At 67.7% G+C, this 18,226-nt stretch carries 20 protein-coding genes; 5 read left to right on the top strand and 15 right to left on the bottom strand.

What is annotated here, in order from left to right:
• From ABIC63_RS17970 to ABIC63_RS17930, 9 genes are all read right to left on the bottom strand, one after another.
• The coding region (locus ABIC63_RS17970; protein ID WP_354320781.1) for a GTP-binding protein at positions 1-272 on the bottom strand (272 nt) is incomplete at its 3' end.
• 261 nt (positions 273-533) lie between these two features.
• The gene (gene fusA, locus ABIC63_RS17965) at positions 534-2,636 is read right to left on the bottom strand and encodes an elongation factor G (protein WP_354320780.1); all 2,103 of its coding nucleotides are present in this window, start codon (positions 2,634-2,636) and stop codon (positions 534-536) included.
• 83 nt (positions 2,637-2,719) lie between these two features.
• Positions 2,720-3,190, bottom strand: coding sequence for a 30S ribosomal protein S7 (gene rpsG / locus ABIC63_RS17960; protein WP_017759705.1), 471 nt, complete (start codon positions 3,188-3,190; stop codon positions 2,720-2,722).
• 167 nt (positions 3,191-3,357) lie between these two features.
• The gene (gene rpsL / locus ABIC63_RS17955; protein WP_017759704.1) at positions 3,358-3,735 is read right to left on the bottom strand and encodes a 30S ribosomal protein S12; all 378 of its coding nucleotides are present in this window, start codon (positions 3,733-3,735) and stop codon (positions 3,358-3,360) included.
• A 252-nt stretch (positions 3,736-3,987) separates the two neighbouring features.
• Positions 3,988-5,148: a D-alanyl-D-alanine carboxypeptidase family protein gene (locus ABIC63_RS17950; protein WP_294366741.1), complete on the bottom strand. Its 1,161-nt coding sequence runs from the start codon at positions 5,146-5,148 to the stop codon at positions 3,988-3,990.
• Between the two features lie 180 nt (positions 5,149-5,328).
• Positions 5,329-5,964 (bottom strand): alpha/beta hydrolase, encoded by a 636-nt coding sequence (locus ABIC63_RS17945; protein ID WP_294366740.1) that lies wholly within the window; start codon positions 5,962-5,964, stop codon positions 5,329-5,331.
• 74 nt (positions 5,965-6,038) lie between these two features.
• Positions 6,039-6,368 carry a (2Fe-2S) ferredoxin domain-containing protein gene (locus tag ABIC63_RS17940; protein ID WP_354320779.1) on the bottom strand — a complete coding sequence of 110 codons (330 nt, stop codon included), beginning with the start codon at positions 6,366-6,368 and terminating at the stop codon, positions 6,039-6,041.
• 12 nt (positions 6,369-6,380) lie between these two features.
• On the bottom strand, positions 6,381-7,493 hold the full coding sequence (locus ABIC63_RS17935) for a VanZ family protein (protein ID WP_354320778.1): 1,113 nt from the start codon (positions 7,491-7,493) through the stop codon (positions 6,381-6,383).
• A 12-nt stretch (positions 7,494-7,505) separates the two neighbouring features.
• Complete coding sequence (locus tag ABIC63_RS17930) at positions 7,506-7,922, bottom strand: CopD family protein (protein WP_017759699.1); 417 nt, start codon at positions 7,920-7,922, stop codon at positions 7,506-7,508.
• Between the two features lie 290 nt (positions 7,923-8,212).
• Between ABIC63_RS17930 and hemB the strand changes: the two genes are divergently transcribed.
• Positions 8,213-9,214, top strand: coding sequence for a porphobilinogen synthase (hemB, locus tag ABIC63_RS17925; RefSeq protein WP_354320777.1), 1,002 nt, complete (start codon positions 8,213-8,215; stop codon positions 9,212-9,214).
• Positions 9,215-9,236: 22 nt separating this feature from the next.
• Positions 9,237-10,355 carry a magnesium transporter CorA family protein gene (locus ABIC63_RS17920; protein ID WP_294366731.1) on the top strand — a complete coding sequence of 373 codons (1,119 nt, stop codon included), beginning with the start codon at positions 9,237-9,239 and terminating at the stop codon, positions 10,353-10,355.
• A 106-nt stretch (positions 10,356-10,461) separates the two neighbouring features.
• Here the strand turns inward: ABIC63_RS17920 and ABIC63_RS17915 are convergent, their stop codons facing one another.
• Positions 10,462-10,821: a DUF4148 domain-containing protein gene (locus ABIC63_RS17915; protein ID WP_294366729.1), complete on the bottom strand. Its 360-nt coding sequence runs from the start codon at positions 10,819-10,821 to the stop codon at positions 10,462-10,464.
• A 222-nt stretch (positions 10,822-11,043) separates the two neighbouring features.
• On the opposite strand from ABIC63_RS17915, the gene ABIC63_RS17910 reads away from it, so the two are divergent.
• Entirely contained in the window at positions 11,044-12,039 is a 996-nt protein-coding gene (locus ABIC63_RS17910; RefSeq protein WP_294366727.1) for a LysR family transcriptional regulator, read from the top strand.
• Between the two features lie 69 nt (positions 12,040-12,108).
• On the opposite strand, the gene ABIC63_RS17905 is transcribed toward ABIC63_RS17910, so the two are convergent.
• Entirely contained in the window at positions 12,109-12,792 is a 684-nt protein-coding gene (locus tag ABIC63_RS17905; protein WP_354320776.1) for a dienelactone hydrolase family protein, read from the bottom strand.
• A gap of 158 nt (positions 12,793-12,950) precedes the next feature.
• Between ABIC63_RS17905 and ABIC63_RS17900 the strand changes: the two genes are divergently transcribed.
• Together ABIC63_RS17900 and ABIC63_RS17895 are read left to right on the top strand one after the other, a co-directional pair.
• Positions 12,951-13,700: an SDR family oxidoreductase gene (locus ABIC63_RS17900; protein WP_354320775.1), complete on the top strand. Its 750-nt coding sequence runs from the start codon at positions 12,951-12,953 to the stop codon at positions 13,698-13,700.
• A 12-nt stretch (positions 13,701-13,712) separates the two neighbouring features.
• A complete protein-coding gene (locus ABIC63_RS17895; RefSeq protein ID WP_476348729.1) occupies positions 13,713-14,369 on the top strand; it encodes a MarC family protein in 657 nt (218 codons plus the stop codon).
• On the opposite strand, the gene ABIC63_RS17890 is transcribed toward ABIC63_RS17895, so the two are convergent.
• The 4 genes from ABIC63_RS17890 to ABIC63_RS17875 all read right to left on the bottom strand — a co-directional run bounded on the left by ABIC63_RS17890 (position 14,370) and on the right by ABIC63_RS17875 (position 18,056).
• A complete protein-coding gene (locus tag ABIC63_RS17890) occupies positions 14,370-14,966 on the bottom strand; it encodes an ABC-type transport auxiliary lipoprotein family protein (RefSeq protein ID WP_354320774.1) in 597 nt (198 codons plus the stop codon).
• Between the two features lie 167 nt (positions 14,967-15,133).
• Positions 15,134-16,099, bottom strand: coding sequence for an MlaD family protein (locus tag ABIC63_RS17885; RefSeq protein WP_354320773.1), 966 nt, complete (start codon positions 16,097-16,099; stop codon positions 15,134-15,136).
• A 17-nt stretch (positions 16,100-16,116) separates the two neighbouring features.
• Positions 16,117-16,908 carry an ABC transporter ATP-binding protein gene (locus ABIC63_RS17880; protein ID WP_354320772.1) on the bottom strand — a complete coding sequence of 264 codons (792 nt, stop codon included), beginning with the start codon at positions 16,906-16,908 and terminating at the stop codon, positions 16,117-16,119.
• The gene (locus tag ABIC63_RS17875) at positions 16,905-18,056 is read right to left on the bottom strand and encodes an MlaE family ABC transporter permease (protein ID WP_354320771.1); all 1,152 of its coding nucleotides are present in this window, start codon (positions 18,054-18,056) and stop codon (positions 16,905-16,907) included. Before ABIC63_RS17875 ends, ABIC63_RS17880 begins: the two co-directional genes overlap by 4 nt.
• Positions 18,057-18,226 lie beyond the last annotated feature (170 nt).

Here is an 18,226-nt window from a genome sequence, read left to right as displayed (position 1 = left end):
TTCTTGACGTAGTCGGCGTGGCCGGGGCAGTCAACGTGCGCGTAGTGGCGGTTGGCCGTCTCGTACTCGACGTGGGCGGTGTTGATCGTGATGCCACGCGCCTTTTCTTCGGGCGCCGCGTCGATTTCGTCGTACTTCTTGGCTTCGCCGCCGAACTTGGCCGACAGCACCGTGGCGATGGCCGCCGTCAGGGTCGTCTTGCCATGGTCCACGTGACCGATGGTGCCCACGTTCACGTGCGGCTTGGTGCGTTCGAACTTACCTTTTGCCATTTCTCAACTCCAAAAAGAGCAATGCCCGTGTGGTGGTTTTACGTCTGCACCGCATTGCTTGATCCTTCGCCACGGGCAACGAAGGGCATGCGGTCGCAGACAGATGAGGGGCCCTGGCCCGCCCATGGCCTCTTTTGATCGAGGGGCCGTGGAGCAGGCCATACCGGCAGCACTCGCGGAACTGGCTTTGCAAAGCCGCAGAGTGCGCCCCCCGGAAGGGGGTTGCCGGCGCGGACGAAGTCCGCAGAGGCTGGGGCGGACTTACTTCGCGCGGGCAGCGACGATGGCTTCGGACACGTTGCGCGGAGCTTCGGCGTAGTGCTTGAACTCCATCGTGTACGTGGCACGGCCTTGCGACATCGAGCGCAGGGTGGTCGAGTAGCCGAACATTTCGGACAGCGGGACTTCGGCCTTGATGACCTTGCCGCCGCCGACCATGTCGTCCATGCCCTGCACCATGCCGCGACGGGACGACAGGTCGCCCATCACGTTGCCGGCGTAGTCTTCGGGCGTCTCGACTTCCACGGCCATCATCGGCTCGAGGATGACGGGGCTGGCCTTACGGGCCGCTTCCTTGAAGCCGAAGATGGCGGCCATCTTGAACGCCTGCTCGGACGAGTCCACGTCGTGGTACGAACCGAAGGTCAGTGCGACCTTGACGTCCACCACCGGGAAGCCGGCAAGCACACCAGTGTTCAGCGCTTCGATCACACCCTTTTCCACGGCCGGGATGTACTCGCGCGGCACCACGCCGCCCTTGATCTCGTCCATGAACTCGAAGCCCTTGCCGGCTTCGTTGGGCTCCAGGCGGAACACCACGTGACCGTACTGGCCCTTGCCGCCCGACTGGCGAACAAACTTGCCTTCGACGTCGGACACCGACTTGCGCACGGTTTCGCGGTAGGCCACCTGGGGCTTGCCCACGTTGGCTTCCACGCCGAACTCGCGCTTCATGCGGTCCACGATGATTTCGAGGTGCAGTTCGCCCATGCCCGAGATGATCGTCTGGCCGGACTCTTCGTCGGTGCGCACGCGGAACGACGGATCTTCCGACGCCAGGCGTTGCAGCGCCAGGCCCATCTTTTCCTGATCGGCCTTGGTCTTGGGCTCCACGGCCTGCGAGATCACAGGCTCGGGGAAGACCATGCGCTCCAGCGTCACGATGGAATCGGGATCGCACAGGGTCTCACCCGTGGTCACGTCCTTCAGGCCCACGCAGGCGGCGATGTCGCCGGCGCGGATTTCTTCCACTTCCAGGCGCTCGTTGGCGTGCATCTGCACGATACGGCCGATGCGCTCCTTCTTGCCCTTGACGGGGTTGTAGACGGTGTCGCCCTTGGAGAGCACACCCGAGTACACACGCACGAAGGTCAGCTGGCCGACGAAGGGGTCGGTCATCAGCTTGAACGCCAGGGCGGAGAACTTCTCGCTGTCGTCAGCCTTGCGGCTGGTTTCCTGCTCGTCCTCGTCCGTGCCGGCGACCGGGGGAATGTCCACGGGCGACGGCAGGTAGTCGATCACGGCGTCCAGCATGCGCTGCACACCCTTGTTCTTGAACGCGGTGCCGCACAGCATCGGCTGGATTTCGGTGGCGATGGTGCGCTGGCGCAGGGCGAGCTTGATCTCGTCCTCGGAGAGGTCACCCTCTTCCAGGTACTTGTTCATCAGCTCTTCGTTGGCCTCAGCCGCGGCCTCGACCATCTTCTCGCGCCATTCCTTGGCGGAGGCGACGAGGTCGGCCGGGATGTCCTGGTACTCGAACTTCATGCCCTGGGAGGCTTCGTCCCAGAGGATGGCCTTCATCTTCAGCAGGTCGACCACGCCCTTGAAGTTGTCCTCGGCGCCGATCGGGATCACGACGGGCACGGGGTTCGCCTTCAGGCGCAGCTTCATCTGGTCATAGACCTTGAAGAAGTTGGCGCCGGTACGGTCCATCTTGTTGACGAACGCGAGACGGGGCACCTTGTACTTGTTGGCCTGGCGCCAGACGGTTTCCGACTGGGGCTGCACGCCGCCCACGGCGCAATACACCATGCAGGCGCCGTCGAGCACGCGCATGGAACGCTCCACCTCGATGGTGAAGTCCACGTGGCCGGGGGTGTCGATGATGTTGAAGCGGTGCTCCGGATAGGACATGTCCATGCCCTTCCAGAAGCAGGTGGTGGCCGCCGACGTGATCGTGATGCCGCGCTCCTGCTCCTGCTCCATCCAGTCCATGGTCGCCGCGCCATCGTGCACTTCGCCGATCTTGTGGTTCACGCCGGTGTAGAACAGGATGCGCTCGGTCGTGGTGGTCTTGCCGGCGTCGATGTGGGCCGAGATACCGATGTTGCGGTAGCGCTCGATGGGGGTCTTGCGTGCCATGAGAAAACTCCTTTAACGGCATAGAGCCCGCCCGCCGGTTGCGGCGGGTCGGGCTCCAAGCCTCTGAGATATGGGGACGAAAATCAGAAGCGGAAGTGGCTGAAGGCCTTGTTGGCCTCGGCCATGCGGTGCACTTCGTCGCGCTTCTTCATCGCACCGCCACGGCCTTCGGTGGCCTCGAGCAGCTCGTTGGCCAGGCGCATGGCCATCGACTTCTCGCCGCGCTTGCGGGCGGCTTCCTTGAGCCAGCGCATCGACAGGGCCAGACGGCGCACGGGACGCACTTCGACGGGCACCTGGTAGTTCGCGCCACCGACGCGGCGCGACTTCACTTCGACCATCGGCTTCACGTTGTTGATGGCCGTGGTGAAGATTTCGAGCGGATCCTTGCCGCTCTTCTTTTCGATGGTGTCGAGGGCACCGTAGATGATGCGCTCGGCAACCGCCTTCTTGCCGCCTTCCATGATCACGTTCATGAACTTCGACAGCTCGACATTGCCGAACTTGGGATCCGGCAGGATTTCACGTTTGGGGACTTCGCGACGACGTGGCATGTTTCAAACCTCTTTGCTTCAGTTGGCACCGCCTTCCGGCACTGCCGCGAGAGCCAGCAGGACTCTCACTTACTCGACCCGCACAGACCTCTGCGCTTGGGGTCACTACGTCCGGACGGCCCGCCAAGGCTGCCGAACACCGAATGATCCGCAGATCAGGAAGACGATCAGGCCTTCTTGGGACGCTTCGCGCCGTACTTGGAGCGGGACTGCTTGCGGTCCTTGACGCCTTGCAGGTCAAGCGAGCCGCGCACGATGTGGTAGCGCACACCGGGCAGATCCTTCACACGGCCGCCGCGCACGAGCACCACCGAGTGCTCCTGCAGGTTGTGGCCTTCGCCGCCGATGTAGGAAATGACTTCGAAGCCGTTGGTCAGGCGCACCTTGGCGACCTTGCGCAGTGCGGAGTTCGGCTTCTTGGGCGTCGTGGTGTAGACGCGGGTGCAGACACCGCGACGTTGCGGCGAGTTCTGCATGGCCGGGCTCTTCGACTTGGTCTTCTCGACCTCGCGACCCTGGCGCACCAGTTGGTTGATGGTTGGCATGGATAAATGGTCCCAAAAATCCCCTGAAGCCCCGTGACAGGCAGACCGGCTCGAAAAACCGGCGGGAAAACGACAAAAACGTGAACCCCTTCGGAAAATTCCGAAAAGCCCTCGATTCTAGCGCGGCCCGCGAAGGCTGGCAACCTGCGGGAGCAGGGCATCCTGCCCGAGCCGGACGTTCAAACCCACATTAACAGGCACCTTGGCGCGCCGGGGCGCCGAAACTCCGGCCGGCGCTGCGTGCGAGGCGGGTTACTTGATCCAGAGGCGGATCGCATCCCAGGCCCGGCCCAGGACACCCGCCTGCTCGACAGGCTCCAACGCCAGCAGCGGCACCTCGGTCACCGGCTGGTCCACCAGGGAGATCTTCAGCCGGCCGACCACTTGGTTCTTCGTGAAGGGCGCGACTAGCGGATCCGGACGCACCACCTCGGTCTTGACCTTGTTCGCGGAGCCAGACGGCACGGCCACGACGATCGGCTCAGGACGGCCGAGCTTAAGCGTGTTTTCCTTGCCCTTCCAGACCGCCGGCGTGGCGACGGGCTGGCCGCCATCGAACAACTTGACGGCGTCATAGGCCGTGTAGCCCCAGTTCACCAGCTTCTGCGACTCGTTGGCACGGGCGTTCTCGCTGTTCGTGCCCAGCACGATGGACAGCAGCCGCCGGCCGCCCGCTAGGTTGGGGAAGTCGCGCTTGGCCGTGACGATCATGCAATAGCCGGCGGCTTCGGTGTGGCCGGTCTTCAGGCCGTCCACCGACGGATCGCGGAACAGCAGCAGATTTCGGTTGGTGTCGTTGGAGGCCGGCGTGCCCGGGTAACGGTACTTCTTGATCGAGTAGTAGTGCAGGTACTCCGGGAAGTCCTTCATCAGCCGCGTCGCCAGGATGCTCAGGTCGCGCGCGGTGGTGGTGTGGCCGGGCGCGGTCAGGCCTTCGGGGTTGCGATAGCCGGTGTTCTTCATGCCCAGCGCCTTCGCCTGCTCGTTCATGAGCCGCACGAAGTTCTCAGCCGAACCGCCCACGCCCTCGGCAAGCGCCATGGTGGCATCGTTGCCCGACTGGACGATCATGCCCTTGATCAGGTCGTCCACTGGCACCTGCATCTTGGGGTCGATGAACATGCGCGAGCCGGGCATCTTCCAGGCGCGCGTGCTCACCGGCAGGGTCTGGGTCAGGCTGATCTTCTTGGCCTTCAGCGCGTCGAAGACCAGGTAGGCCGTCATCAGCTTGGTGAGCGAGGCCGGCTCGACCGGCGAATCGATGTCCTTCTCGGCCAGGATCTGGTTGGCCGTCACGTCCAGCAGCAGATAGCTTTTGGCAGCGATTTCGGGCGGGATGGGAGCCTGGGCTCCGGCCAGCGTGCTCACCGTGGCGGCCACGACGAGAACCAGCGATCGAAGAAAACGGATCATGCGTTGGAAATGGGAAGCGTCCGAAGACGAAGGAAACGAAGGGCGGGAAGGTGTGGGCGGTCGGTCCGGCGGGCCATGTCGCCGCACCAGGGCGCATCACGGCCGTCGCCGACGACGGCCCTCGGCATGGAAACGGCCCGCCCGTCTTCATGACACGGCACAGGCCGATTGGTTCACATCTCAGTCTGCAGACGACAGATGCCGCACCACCAGCGACTTCAGCAACGGCAATTGTCCGTGAAAGAAATGCCCGCCCCCGGGCACCACCGTTATCGGCAGCGCCTGCGGGCGCGCCCAGTCCATGACCGCAGCGAGCGGCACGGTGTCGTCCTGCTCGCCGTGCACGACCAGCGTGCGCTCGTGCAGCGCCACCGGCAGGGTCGCGACCTGGAAGCGCGAGGCGGCTGTGCCGACAAGGACCAGCCGGCGGATGTCGCGCTCGCCGTCGAGCCGGGCTGCGGCCTGGCTGGCCACGAAAGCCCCGAAGGAGAAGCCGGCGATCGCGAGCCGCCCTTGCGGCGCCAGTTCCCGCACGACCTGCAGGAAGTCATCGGTTTCCCCCCGCCCCTCGTCGTGCACGCCGGCACTGCCACCCACACCACGGAAGTTGAAGCGGATGGCCGTGTAGCCGCAGGCCACGAAGGCCCGGGCCAGGGTCTGGACCACCTTGTTGTCCATCGTCCCGCCGAAGAGCGGATGCGGATGGGCGATCACGGCGACACCGGCATCCGGGACACCCTCGGCACCGCGGTCGCGCAGCACCTCGATGGCACCGGCGACGCCGGCAAGACTCAGTCGTTCGGTCTGTGCATTCATGTGAGCAATCGGGCCCGGCCGGCAGACGCACAGCCCCGGGCGGAAGAGGAACAGGCGGCCGATGCAGGGTCGGTTCAGCGCCCCACGTCAGGGGGAAGCACGAGGCGCTCCACCACCTCGCCGCGCTTGAGGTGGGAGTCGACGATCTCGTCGATGTCGGCCTTGTCCACGAAGCTGTACCAAGTGCCTTCGGGATAGACCACCGCCACCGGGCCGCCGGCGCAGCGGTCGAGGCACCCCGCCTTGTTGACGCGGACCCTGCCCGGCCCGGCCAGGCCCTCCTTCTTGACCCGGGACTTGCAGTGGTCGAAGGCCGACTGCGCGTCGTGCAGGGCGCAGGAGTCTTCGCCAGCCTTGCGCTCGTTCAGACAGAAGAAGATGTGGCGGGCGTAGTACTGCGGCATGGTCGGGCGATTCTAGGAGCGGCCTCGCCGGCTCAGGGCGTGGAGCGAATAGCCCATGGCAGCAAAAGGCCAGAGCCAGCCCAGCCATTGCGCCAGGCCATGAAAGCGGATGAATCGGCCCTGCTCCCAGGTGGCCAGCGTCTGCGCGAAGTAGGCACTTTCGGGCGCCTGGTTGAGCAGGCCCAGATGCAGGCCCAGCGCGAGCAGCATCAGGCCCATGGTCAGGCGCCGGCGCGCGGCGACCAGCCCCCCAGCCAGCAGAAGGGCGAGGCCGATGCCCACCTGGACAGGCAGGCTCAGCCAGGCCCAGGCATGCTCCGGCCCATAGCTCAGCGCAGCGGAGAGCGCGCTGGCACCCACGCCCGCCACCGCGACGATGGCGAGCATCAGCAACCGGGCCGGACGCGAACGCGTGATGGAAAACGCCAACAGGCAGGGCACGAGCAGCCCCAGCATGGCGCACAGCATCTCCGCCGCAGGCACCAGCGGTTCGAGCTCGAATTCGCGCATGGGCAGCCAGTCGAGGAAGGGCGTGTCCACCAGCCAGTCGGCCACGGCCGCCTCCAGCCGCTCGAACACCTGCCCCAGCCCGAAGGGCACGGCGGCCGGAAAGAGCAAGGCGGCGGGCCACAGCGCCAGCAGCACCAGCGCCCCCCGGGCTTCGTCGATGAACCAGGCTTCGCGCAATCGGCTCCACCGCTCCAGCAGGCCGAGCCTGACCAGCGCCGCAGCGATCAGCGCGCCAAGCAGCGCGCCCACGGCGTTCAAGCTCAGGTCCACGTTGGAGGGAATGCGCGAAGGCAGGTAGCTCTGCAGCGTCTCCATGACCAGCGACAGCAGCAGTCCGGCCACGAAGGCGCGGCCGGTGGCCGTCCAGCCGCCGGTGGCCACGCCACCGCGCAGCACAGCCGTGGCCACGAGAAAGCCGAAGGGCACGTAACCCGCGACGTTGATGCCGAGGTCGAAGCCGGTCCAGTACTTGGGCCAGGGCGCGCTCAGGAAGGCCCAGGGCGCGATGCCCTGATCACGCCACTGGTCGAAGGGATAGAGGCTCGCATAGACGATCAGCGCCGCATAGGCCAGCGCCAGCGGAAGTGCCGTCGTCTTGCGCGCTGCGGCCGTCACCGGGCCGGCCGCTCAGAAGGGCTTGACCACGGCCAGCACCACGATGGCCAGCAGCAGCAGCACCGGCAGTTCGTTGAACCAGCGGAACCAGCGGTGACCCAGGCGGTTGGTGTCGGCCTCGAAGCGACGCAGCAGGCGCGCGCACACATGGTGGTAGCCGATGACCACCAGCACCAGCGCCAGCTTGGCATGCAGCCAACCGCCGCCGATGCCGTAGCCGAGCCAAAGCCAGGCTCCGAAACCCAGCGCCGGCACCGCCAGCAAGGTGGTGAAGCGCAGCAGCTTGCGCGCCATCAGCAGCAGGCGCGCGCGTTCGGCCACCGAGGAGGCGGGCACCATCGCCAGGTTGACGAAGATACGCGGCAGGTAGAACAGGCCCGCGAACCAACTGGCCACGAAGACGATGTGAAAGGACTTCACCCAAAGCATCGGCGCAGTGTACGGAGCCCCGGCTTGGCAGGGCCGCGGACAAAAAAAAGCCCGGCGTCTTTACGCCGGGCTGGGAAGCCCTTTTGCTGTCACACATCAAGGCACCCGCTCAGGGAGGAAAAGCGGGGAGCGGCAAGCCGCTCAACAGGGAATCTAACAAGATTGCCGGCCTTCTTCAACATTTGATCAAGTTTTTTTACCATCTGGTTGAGTAGTAAGAAAAAGAGCCTCATCCTGACGCTCCTTGCCCGCCCCACCAGGGCGGCGCAGGCCTGGGGCACAATTTTCGGATGACCTTCCACGCCCCCTACCCCGCCGGACGCCCGCGCCGTCTGCGCCGCGACGGCTTTTCCCGCAACCTGGTGCGTGAGAACGTGCTCACGGCGCACGACTTCATCTACCCCGTGTTCGTGCACGAGCAAACCGGGCGCGCACCCGTGCCCTCGATGCCCGGCGTGGAGCGCGTCTCGATCGACGAGCTGCTGCGCGTCGGCGAGGAGGCCCTCGAACTGGACGTGCCGGTGCTCGACCTGTTCGGCGTGCCCGATCCCACGGCCAAGACCGCCGACGGCGCCATCGCCTGGGACGAGAACGGCATCATCCCGCGCGCCATCCGGGCGCTGAAGTCGCGCTTTCCTGAACTGGGCGTGATGACGGACCAGGCGCTGGACCCCTACACCACGCACGGGCAGGACGGGCTGATCGACGACAGCGGCTACATCCTCAACGACGAGACCATCGAGGCCCTCATCAAGCAGTCGCTCGCGCACGCGGCCGCGGGCGTGGACATCCTCTCGCCCAGCGACATGATGGACGGCCGCATCGGCGCCATCCGCTCGGCGCTGGAGGCCAACGGCTTCATCCACACGCGCATCATGGCCTACAGCGCCAAGTACGCCAGCGCCTTCTACGGCCCCTTCCGCAGTGCCGTCGGCAGCGCTGGCAACCTGGGCAAGGGCAACAAGTACACCTACCAGATGGACCCAGCCAACACCGACGAGGCCCTGCGCGAGGTGGCCATGGACATCGCCGAGGGCGCCGACATGGTGATGGTCAAGCCCGGCATGCCCTACCTGGATGTCGTGCGCCGGGTCAAGGAGACCTTCCGTGTCCCCACCTTCGCCTACCAGGTCAGCGGCGAATACGCCATGCTCAAGGCCGCCGCCCAGAACGGCTGGCTGGACCACGACGCGGTGATGATGGAGAGCCTGCTGGCCTTCAAGCGCGCAGGGGCCGACGGCGTGCTGACCTACTTCGCCCTCGACGCCGCGCGGCTGCTGCGCGCGGCCTGAGGGCGTCGGCGACAGCGCTGCGATGCGGGTCCTCGACATCAACAGCGTGCAGGCGCGCGAGTTGCCGCCCTGTTCCGCGCACACGCTGCCCGAGCCGCCGGCGCCCGGGCACTTCTACTGGCTCTCGGTCACCCGGGCCGAACTGCGCGAGGCCCTGCCCCCGTTGCAGACCTGGCTGCAGGCCCTCACCGGCGTGCGGCTGGTCGACCTGCATGTGAGCGACCTGCTCAACGAGCACCTGCCTTCGCACTACGACGCGACGTCGGCCTACGACGTGCTGGTCCTGCGCCGGCTGGCCAGTGCCCCGCCGGGCGAAGCCACACCCGAGACGGCAGCGCCGGCCCTGCGCAGCGGCCCGCCGGTGCTGCGCCACATCGACACGCGGCCCGTGGGCTTCGTCGTCTTCGAGCGCCTTCTGCTGACCGTGCATCCCGAGGACGGAAGCGTGCGCGATGCCGTGGCCGAACGCCTGATGACGGCCGACGCCCAGCCGCTGGACGTGCGCGCGGTCTCCAGCCGTCTGCCCGCCGGCCCCGCCGACCTGATGCTGCGCGTCGCCAACCAGATCGTGGACGGCTACCTGGCCCTGCGCCGCGAGCTCACGCGCCAGCTGGACCATTGGCAGGCCGAGCTGATCGATCCCAAGACGCGCTTCACCAACTGGGGGGCCTTGATGCAGGCACGCCAGGGCCTGCATCACCTGGACGAGATCTGCGAAGACCAGCAGACGGCCGTGCAGGACTGGATCGACACGCTGGAGGCGCTCCCGGTGCCCGACGAGGCCGGCGCACGCCGCGATCACGAACTGCTGCTGGTGCGCAGCCGCGACGTCCTGGAACACATCGAGCGCGTCGTGCGCCATGTGCGGCGGCTGGAGCAGAACGCCGAACTGGCGGTGCAGCTGCACTTCAACGTCCAGAGCCACCGCACCAACGACATCATGCGGGTGCTCACCGTGCTGACCGCCGTCTTCCTGCCGCTGAACCTGATCGCCGGCATCTTCGGCATGAACTTCGAGTTCATCCCGCTGGTGCATGCGGCCGACGGCTTCTGGGTGGCGCTGGTGGCGATGGTGCTGATTGCCGCAGCGCTGGTGGTCGTGTTCTGGCGCAAGCGCTACCTCGCGCGCACCACGCACTGAGCAAGGCAGCGCACCCCAACGCCGAAGGGCCGGACACGCTCATCGCGCATCCGGCCCTTCGGTGGAAGCAGCCTGCCGCGGGGGCGGCAAGCCTGTCCTGGGAGTCTTAGAACTTGCTGGCGCCGGTGCTGCGGGCAGCGGCATCGACCGGGTTGGCCAGCGTCGAGACGACCTTGCTGTTGAAACGCGAACCGCTGCTCACGTTCTGGTCGGGCGCGTAGGCGGCGCGCACGGCTTCGGCCTGCACGGTGGCACGGGGTTGCGACACGGCCACGGTTTCGGCGCCGCGCGAGCCGCGCACCACGTTCTGGTTGGCGGCCTGGGCGGCAGCAACGGCCTGGGCCTGGACGTCGGTGCGGCTGAGGGCCGACACCGGCGCTTGCACGCCTTCGTAGGTTTCGGCCTGGGCGCCGGCGATGGCGACGAAGGACAGTGCGGCGGCGGCGAGGATCTTCGATGCGTTCATGGTTCAACTCCTGACATTTGACGGAACGCGAACGAAGCTCCTTTTTTGGAAGCACTCACACCCTGTGGCGCCTTGCTTTCGTCCGCCGGACCCGCAAATCGCTGAGCCCGTGGAACGAATTGTGTCGTTACGACTCCGTAGAAACCCGGCCTGTCGAGAACCACGCTGTTCGCGTATTTGAAACAATGATGGCCGCTTCTTCGTACCCACTCCGCACGCGCCATGGACAGCCTCGATCTCCTCCGCACCTTCCGCGAAGTCGCGATGCAGGGCAGCTTCTCCAAGGCGGCCAAGCGGCTGGGCCTGTCCAAGGCCACGGCCAGCAAGTACGTGGCGGAGCTGGAGACGCGCTTCGGCGTCCGCCTGCTCAACCGCTCCACCCGCTCGGTCAGCCTGACGGATGCCGGCTCGTTACTGCTGGAGCGCAGCCAGCCGGTGATGGAGATGGTGGAACTCACCCAGGTCGAGCTGCAGGAACGGGCCAACCAGCCGCGCGGACGGCTGCGCATCGCCGCCCCGGTTGGCATGGCCAGTGGCGACCTGCCGAACCTGCTGGCCGAGTTCCTGGGCTACTACCCCGACGTCAACATCTCGCTGCAGTTGACCAACCAGGTCGACCTGGCCGAGGAGGGCATCGACGTGGGGCTGCGCTTCGGGCCCATCGAGGACGAGAACCTGATCGTGCGCCGCCTGCTGTGCATGCAGATGGTGGTGTGCGCCTCACCTGTGTACTGGCGCAAGCATGGCATGCCGAAGCGACCCGAGGAACTGGCCGAGCACACCGCGCTGACGCTGGTGCGGCAAGGCATCGACCCCACTTGGCGCTTCGAAGAGCGGGGGCGCAAGATCGACGTGCCGGTCAAGAGCCGGATGGAGGCGTCCGAGGCCGGACCGCTGATCCACGTGGCCATGCGAGGACTGGGCGTGATCTACGTGCCGGCCCTGGTGGTGCAGCCGCACCTGGACCACGGCGAACTGGTGCCCGTGCTGGGCGAATTCAGCCGAAAGGACATGTGGCTGTCCGCGGCCTACCTCCAGCGGCGCCACAACAGCGCGGCCCTGCGGGCGCTGCTGGACTTCCTGGAATCGCGCATCGGCCCCAAGAGCAACTACGCCAAGCGGCAGGCGCAGTGCCAGGCCCTGCAGAAAGAGGCCGAAGGCAAGGCCACCGACAAGACCGCGAACCCGGCCGCCCCCGTCGCCTCTGCGGCTGCCTGACGGCGGCCGCCCCCAGCCAGCTGTGGACCATCGGCGGAAGCGGCCTCGGAGGGCCCGCTTCCGCGCGCGTCAGCCGACGTGCTTGGCGAAGAAGGCCAGCGTGCGCTCACGCGCCAGCTTGGCCGATGGCGCGTCGTACGAGCCGCGCTGGTCGCAGTTGAAGCCGTGGTTGGCCTCGTAGATGTGCACTTCCACCTCGGGATGCGCCTTCTTGAAGGCTTCCACGGTCTCCAGCGGGATCCAGTGGTCCTGCTTGCCGAAATGGGCCATCACCGGCACCTTGGGCTGGCGGGCCGACTCCTCGGGCGCGGTCATGCCGCCACCGTAGTACGGCACCGCGGCCGACAGGCCGGCCAGTTCGCTGGCGCCGCGCCAGGTCAGCAGGCCGCCCCAGCAGTAGCCCACCAGACCCACCTTGCCGGCCCGGCCGGCGTATTCGATGGCGGCCTGGATGTCCTGCAGCACGCCGGGCGCGGGCAGTGCTTCGACGGCCGTCTTGAGCTCGAAGCCGGCCTTCATGTCCTCATCCGTGTAGCCCAGCTCCACGCCCTGCTTGACGCGGTGGAAGGTGGCAGGCGCCACGGCCAGATAGCCCTCGGCGGCATAGCCGTCGGCGACGGAGCGGATGTGCGAGTTCACGCCGAAGATTTCCTGCACCACCACGACGGCGCCCTTGGGCGTGCCGGCGGGTTCGGCCACGTAGGCGGGGAAGGTGAAGCCATCCTTGGCGGTCAGGTCGATGAATTGGCCCATGGGGTCTGCTCCTTTGGGTACAAACGGGGGGGGGGTTGGACAGGTCCGGCCGGTCAGGCGTCAGGCCGCCGGCAGGCACCAGCGGCGCGCCGCCACCAGCGGCCGGGCGCGAGTTTCACCCGAATCCTCGAACCCCGTCGTCAGAGAAGGAGTCGACCTTGGAATCCGGAGTGCTCTTGGTCACCGGCGCGAGCCGCGGCATCGGTGCCGCCGTCGCGCTCGAAGCGGGCCGCCGCGGCTGGGCGGTGGCGGTCAACTACGCCAGCCAGTCGCTGGCGGCCGACGAGGTGGTGCGTCGCATCCGCGAGGCAGGCGGTCGCGCCATGGCGGTGCGGGCCGACGTGGGCGACGAAGCCCAGATCGAGGCCATGTTCCGTCAGGTCGACGCCAAGTTCGGCCGGCTGACCGGGCTCGTCAACAACGCCGGCGTGGTGGACGTCCAGGCCCGCGTCGACGAGATGCAGGGTGCGCGGCTGGAACGCATGTTCCGCATCAACGTGACCGGCAGCTTCCTGTGCGCACGCGAGGCCGTGCGGCGCATGAGCACGCGCCACGGCGGCAGCGGCGGCGGCATCGTCAATCTCAGCAGCGCGGCGGCGCGCCTGGGCTCGCCCGGCCTTTACGTGGACTACGCCGCCAGCAAGGCCGCCATCGACACCATGACGCTGGGCCTGGCGCGCGAGGTGGCGGCCGAGGGTGTGCGGGTCAATGCAGTGCGGCCAGGGTTGATCGACACCGAGATCCACGCTTCCGGCGGCCTGCCCGACCGGGCCTTCCAGCTCGCAGGCACCGTGCCGATGCAGCGCGTGGGCACGGCCGACGAGATCGCCGCTGCCGTGTTGTGGCTGCTGTCGCCCGAAGCCAGCTACACCACCGGCGCCCTGCTGGACGTGACGGGCGGGCGCTGAAGGATGACCGGCATGGGCCACTCGATGGACCTGATCAAGCCACTGATCACGCTGCTGGCCATCGTGAATCCGCTGGCGATCGTGCCCTTCTTCATCCACTACACGCAGGGCTACAGCGACCGCATGCGCGAGCGCACCGCGCGCGTGGCGGCCTTCAGCGCCTTCGTGGTGATCGCCGTGAGCGCGCTGATCGGTCTGCAGTTGCTGTCCTTCTTCGGCATCTCGATCGCGAGCTTCCAGGTGGGCGGCGGCATGCTGCTGCTGATGAGCGCGCTGAACATGCTCAACGCGCAGCCGGCCGAGGCCAAGACCAGCAAGGAAGAGATCCGTGCCACGGAAGTGAAGGCCTCGCTGGGCGCCTCCATCGCCGTGGTGCCGCTGACCATTCCGCTGCTGACCGGGCCGGCGACGATGTCGACCATGGTGATCTATGCCGAGAAGGTGCAGCACTGGTGGCAGATGCTGGTGCTGGTGGGCTACGGCGCGGTCATTGCCCTGGCCACGCTGCTGGCGCTGCTGATGGCGGAACCCATCGCGCGCGTGCTGGGCAAGACCGGCATCAACGTGATGACGCGGCTGATGGGCCTGATCCTGGCCGCACTGGCGGTGGAGGTAATGGCCGACGGGCTGGGCAAGCTGTTCCCCGTCCTGGCCCGCGCCGCGCCCTGATCAGCGACGGCTGTTGACCCAGCGGACCATGTCCGCGATCACCTCGTCGCTGGCCGACGCCAGGGCCTTGGCGCCACCGGCCGCATCGGCGGTGGCGGACGGCTTCTGCACGACGAACACACGCTGACCCAGCACCCGCTCGCCCGTGGGCGACAGCGACAACAGCGTGGCGCGCACCCGCACCAGGCCGCTGCTGGCAGCGGGCGACGCAAAGTAATGGCTGAATTCGTCCAGCGAGATGCGCAGCACTTCGCTGCTGCGGCCCTCGCGCGCCAGGTTGCCGGCTTCGAGCGTCCCGAGCACGGTGCGCTGCTCGGCGAGGGCATCGCGCAGCCGCTGGCGGAAGAGCTGCAGCGGCGGCTGCGTCCAGCGCGCGGTGGCGTAGGGCCGCAGCGCCTGCGCGTCCTCGTAACCCAGCCGGTAGTTGAGGGCCGTGCCTTCCAGGCGCGAAGCAGACGTATCCAGGTCGGCCAGCGTGATCGGTGGCAGTGCGGCCGTGGCTGCGGATGCCGTCACGGCAGGAGCCAACGGGCCGGGGCCAAAGTCGTAGCTGATGCTGCGCTGAGGCTTGTCGGGCAGCGCGCTGCAGGCGGTCAAGGCCAACGCCACGGCAGCGAGCAGTGCGTGGCAGGCGGCGCTCGCGCGACGTGTGATCCCGGCGCCAGGGCCTTGTGGCTCGGAAGCGCGGTTGCGACGCGGCACGAGGGCGACATCGGACAGGGAACGACGGTGAATCGGGCTGGACATGGAAGCGCTCCTTCTCTTCAACGGCCCGCAGCCGCAGGCACCGGCGCCACGAAGCCGGGCTCGCCCGGGCCGGGCGCCGGCACGCCCGTGCCATAGATCAGCGATTGCGGGCTGTCGGCAATGGTGTCGGCCACGCGGCCGAGACGGCGTGCCGCCAGCGAGGTGTCGTCGGCCGCGCGGTTCAGGCGAGGCAACGTGGTGGCATTGACCGACTCCAGCGTCTGCTGCAGCGCGGCCGTGCCGCTGCCCAGTCGGGCCAGCGCGCCGTCCTCGGCATTGAGGCGCTGCAGCGTGGCGTTGAGCGACTGCGCCGCCTGGCCGAAGTTCTGCGCAGTGCCGCGCACCGTCTGCGCCAGCGGCGGAATGGCGGCAAGGGCCGGATCGACCCGCGTGCGCAAGGTATGGTCGAGCGTGCGGGTGAGGTCGTTGGCATGGGCCGTGACCTGCGCGATGTTCTCCAGCGCCTGGGCGATGCGCTGCTGGTTCTGGTCGCTCAGCAGGGCGTTGGCGCGGCGCGTGGCCTCTTCCACCTGGTTCAGGATCGCCTCCCCGCGGCCCTGCAGCTGCGAGAACATGGACGGGCGCAGCGGGATCTGCGGCGGGTCGTCGTTGTTGGGCAGCAGCGGCTCCTGCGATTCGCCCTTGTCGTCCAGCGCCACGAACGCCAGGCCCGTCACGCCCTGGTAGCTCAGGCTGGCGAAGGTGGACTTCGTGAGCGGCACCCGCTCGTCGATGGCCAGGCGCACCCGCACGTTGCCGCGCTTGTCGGGGTCGAAGTCGATGCTCGCCACCTTGCCGACCATGATGCCGCGGTAACGCACCGCCGCCTGCGGCTGCAGGCCGCTGACCGCGTCGCGCGTGCTCAGCTCGTAGGTGTTGCGCACCGTGCTGTCGCGGGTGAACCAGAGCACCAGCGCCACCAGCAGGGCCAGCATGCCGAAGACGAAGGCGCCGGCGGCCAGGGCATGGGATTTGTTTTCCATGGTGTTCCTCTTCCCATTCAGGATGGCAGGGCGAGCGCGGCGCGATGGCCGCGTCCGCCCAGGAAATACTCGCGGATGAAGGGATGGTCCACCGCCATCACCTCCCGGGCGCTGCCCAGGGCGATCACGCGCTGGTCGGCCAGCACGGCGATGCGGGTGGACAGGTCGAACAGCGTGTCCAGGTCATGGGTGACCATCACCACCGTCAGGCCCAGCTCGCGGTGCAGGCCGCGCAGCAGCTCGCAGAAACTGTCCGAGGCCGCCGGGTCCAGCCCGGCGGTGGGCTCGTCGAGCAGCAGCAGCGGCGGGTCCATGATGAGCGCCCGCGCCAGGGCCACGCGCTTGATCATGCCGCCCGAGAGGTTGGCCGGCATCTTGTGCGCATGCTCGGGGCCCAGGCCCACCATCTGCAGCTTGACCAGCGCCGCATCGCGGATCAGCTCGTCGGGAAGCAGCTTGAGTTCGCGCAGCGGAAAGGCGATGTTCTCCAGCACGCTGAAGGCCGAGAACAGCGCACCGTGCTGGAACAGCATGCCCACGGCCGCAGCGCCGCGCGCACTCAGTTCCGCGGGCGGCGCACCCAGCACCCGCACCGTGCCACGCGTGGGTGCCTGCAGGCCCAGGATCTGGCGCAGCAGCACCGTCTTGCCCGTGCCCGAGCCGCCCACCAGCGAGAGGATCTCGCCGCGCCGGATGTCCAGATCCAGGTCGCGGTGCACCACCTGCACTTGGCCGCGCCCGCGCGGAAATTCCGTCCACAGGCCGCGGATCTCGACCACGCTGTCGCCGTCTTGCAAGCGGTGGATCATCGGAAGCCCACCCCGCGGAACAGCAGCGCGAACATGGCATCGACCAGGATCACCATGGTGATCGCCGCCACCACCGAGGCGGTCGTGCGACGGCCCAGGCTCTCGGTGTTGGGCTCCACCCGCAGGCCGTGGTGGCAGGCGATGAGGGCAATCATCACGCCGAAGACCGCCGACTTGGCCAGCGCGATGTACAGGTTGACGAAGGGCACCGCACGCGGGAGCTGCTGCATGAAGAACACGGGGGCGATGTCCAGCGCGGACCAGGCGGCGAACATGCCGCCCGCCAGCGCCGACAACGAGGTCCACAGCGCCACCAGCGGCATCACCACGGCCAGGGCCAGCACGCGCGGCATGACCAGGCGGTAGCCGGGCGGGATGCCCATGACGCGCATGGCGTCCAGCTCCTCGGTCACGCGCATGACGCCGATCTGCGCCGTGATGGCCGAGCCGGAGCGGCCCGCCACCAGCACCGCGGCCAGCACCGGGCCCAGTTCGCGCAGGATGGACAGGCCCAGGATGTTCACCACGAAGGATTCCGCGCCGTAGTTGCGCAGCTGGTTCGACATCAGGTAGGCCAGCACCACGCCGATCAGCAGGCCGACCAGCGCCGTGATCGGCAGCGCCGTGGCGCCGATGCGGTAGAGGTGCCCGGAGAAGTCACGCCAGGGTCCGCGCTGCGGTGCGCGTACCAGCCGCAGCAGGTCCAGCGCCAGCTGGCCGACCAACAGCAGGGTCTGACGGCCCAGGCGCAGCAACGCCGGCCCCTGCGCCAGCACACGGGCCGGCCAGGTGGCCCAGCCCTGCGCGGCGGGCGGGGGCAGCGGCACGGTGTACTGCGCCACCTGGTCGAGCACGGCTTTCTGCGAATCGCTGAGCTGGAGTTGCGCGGGCCACTGGCGGCCCCAGTGGTTCCACAGGATCTGCGCGCCCACATGGTCGAGTTGCTCGATGCCGCGCAGATCCCAGCCGCCTCCGGAGCCGGCCGCATCGTCCAGGCAGCGCTCCAGCGCCAGCCACTGCTCGCGCGAGGAGAAGGCCAGCACCGTCCACCGCCCGGTGGGCGCCCACGGACCATGCTCCTCGGCCTGGGCGCGGTCCACGCGTGGCCAAGCATCGTCGCTCGGAGGCTGGATAGAGGAGGAAGGCATTCGGTGGCGGTTTGCCCAGGCCATGGACGGTCGGCGGGCAATCGGCGAATGCTACCCGCTGACCTGCCACTGACGCATGACCGCGCCGGGCCCGATCGACGGTGAGGCGACTCCCACAAGCCCAGCAAGCACGATGCCCAGGCACCCTGGCGACGTACACCCCGTTCCGG

This window comes from Pseudacidovorax sp. 1753, assembly GCF_040544975.1.
Taxonomy (GTDB): Bacteria; Pseudomonadota; Gammaproteobacteria; order Burkholderiales; family Burkholderiaceae_C; genus Xenophilus.
The sequence above is the reverse complement of the archived record's forward strand: the minus strand, read 5'-3'. Positions and strand labels throughout refer to the sequence as shown.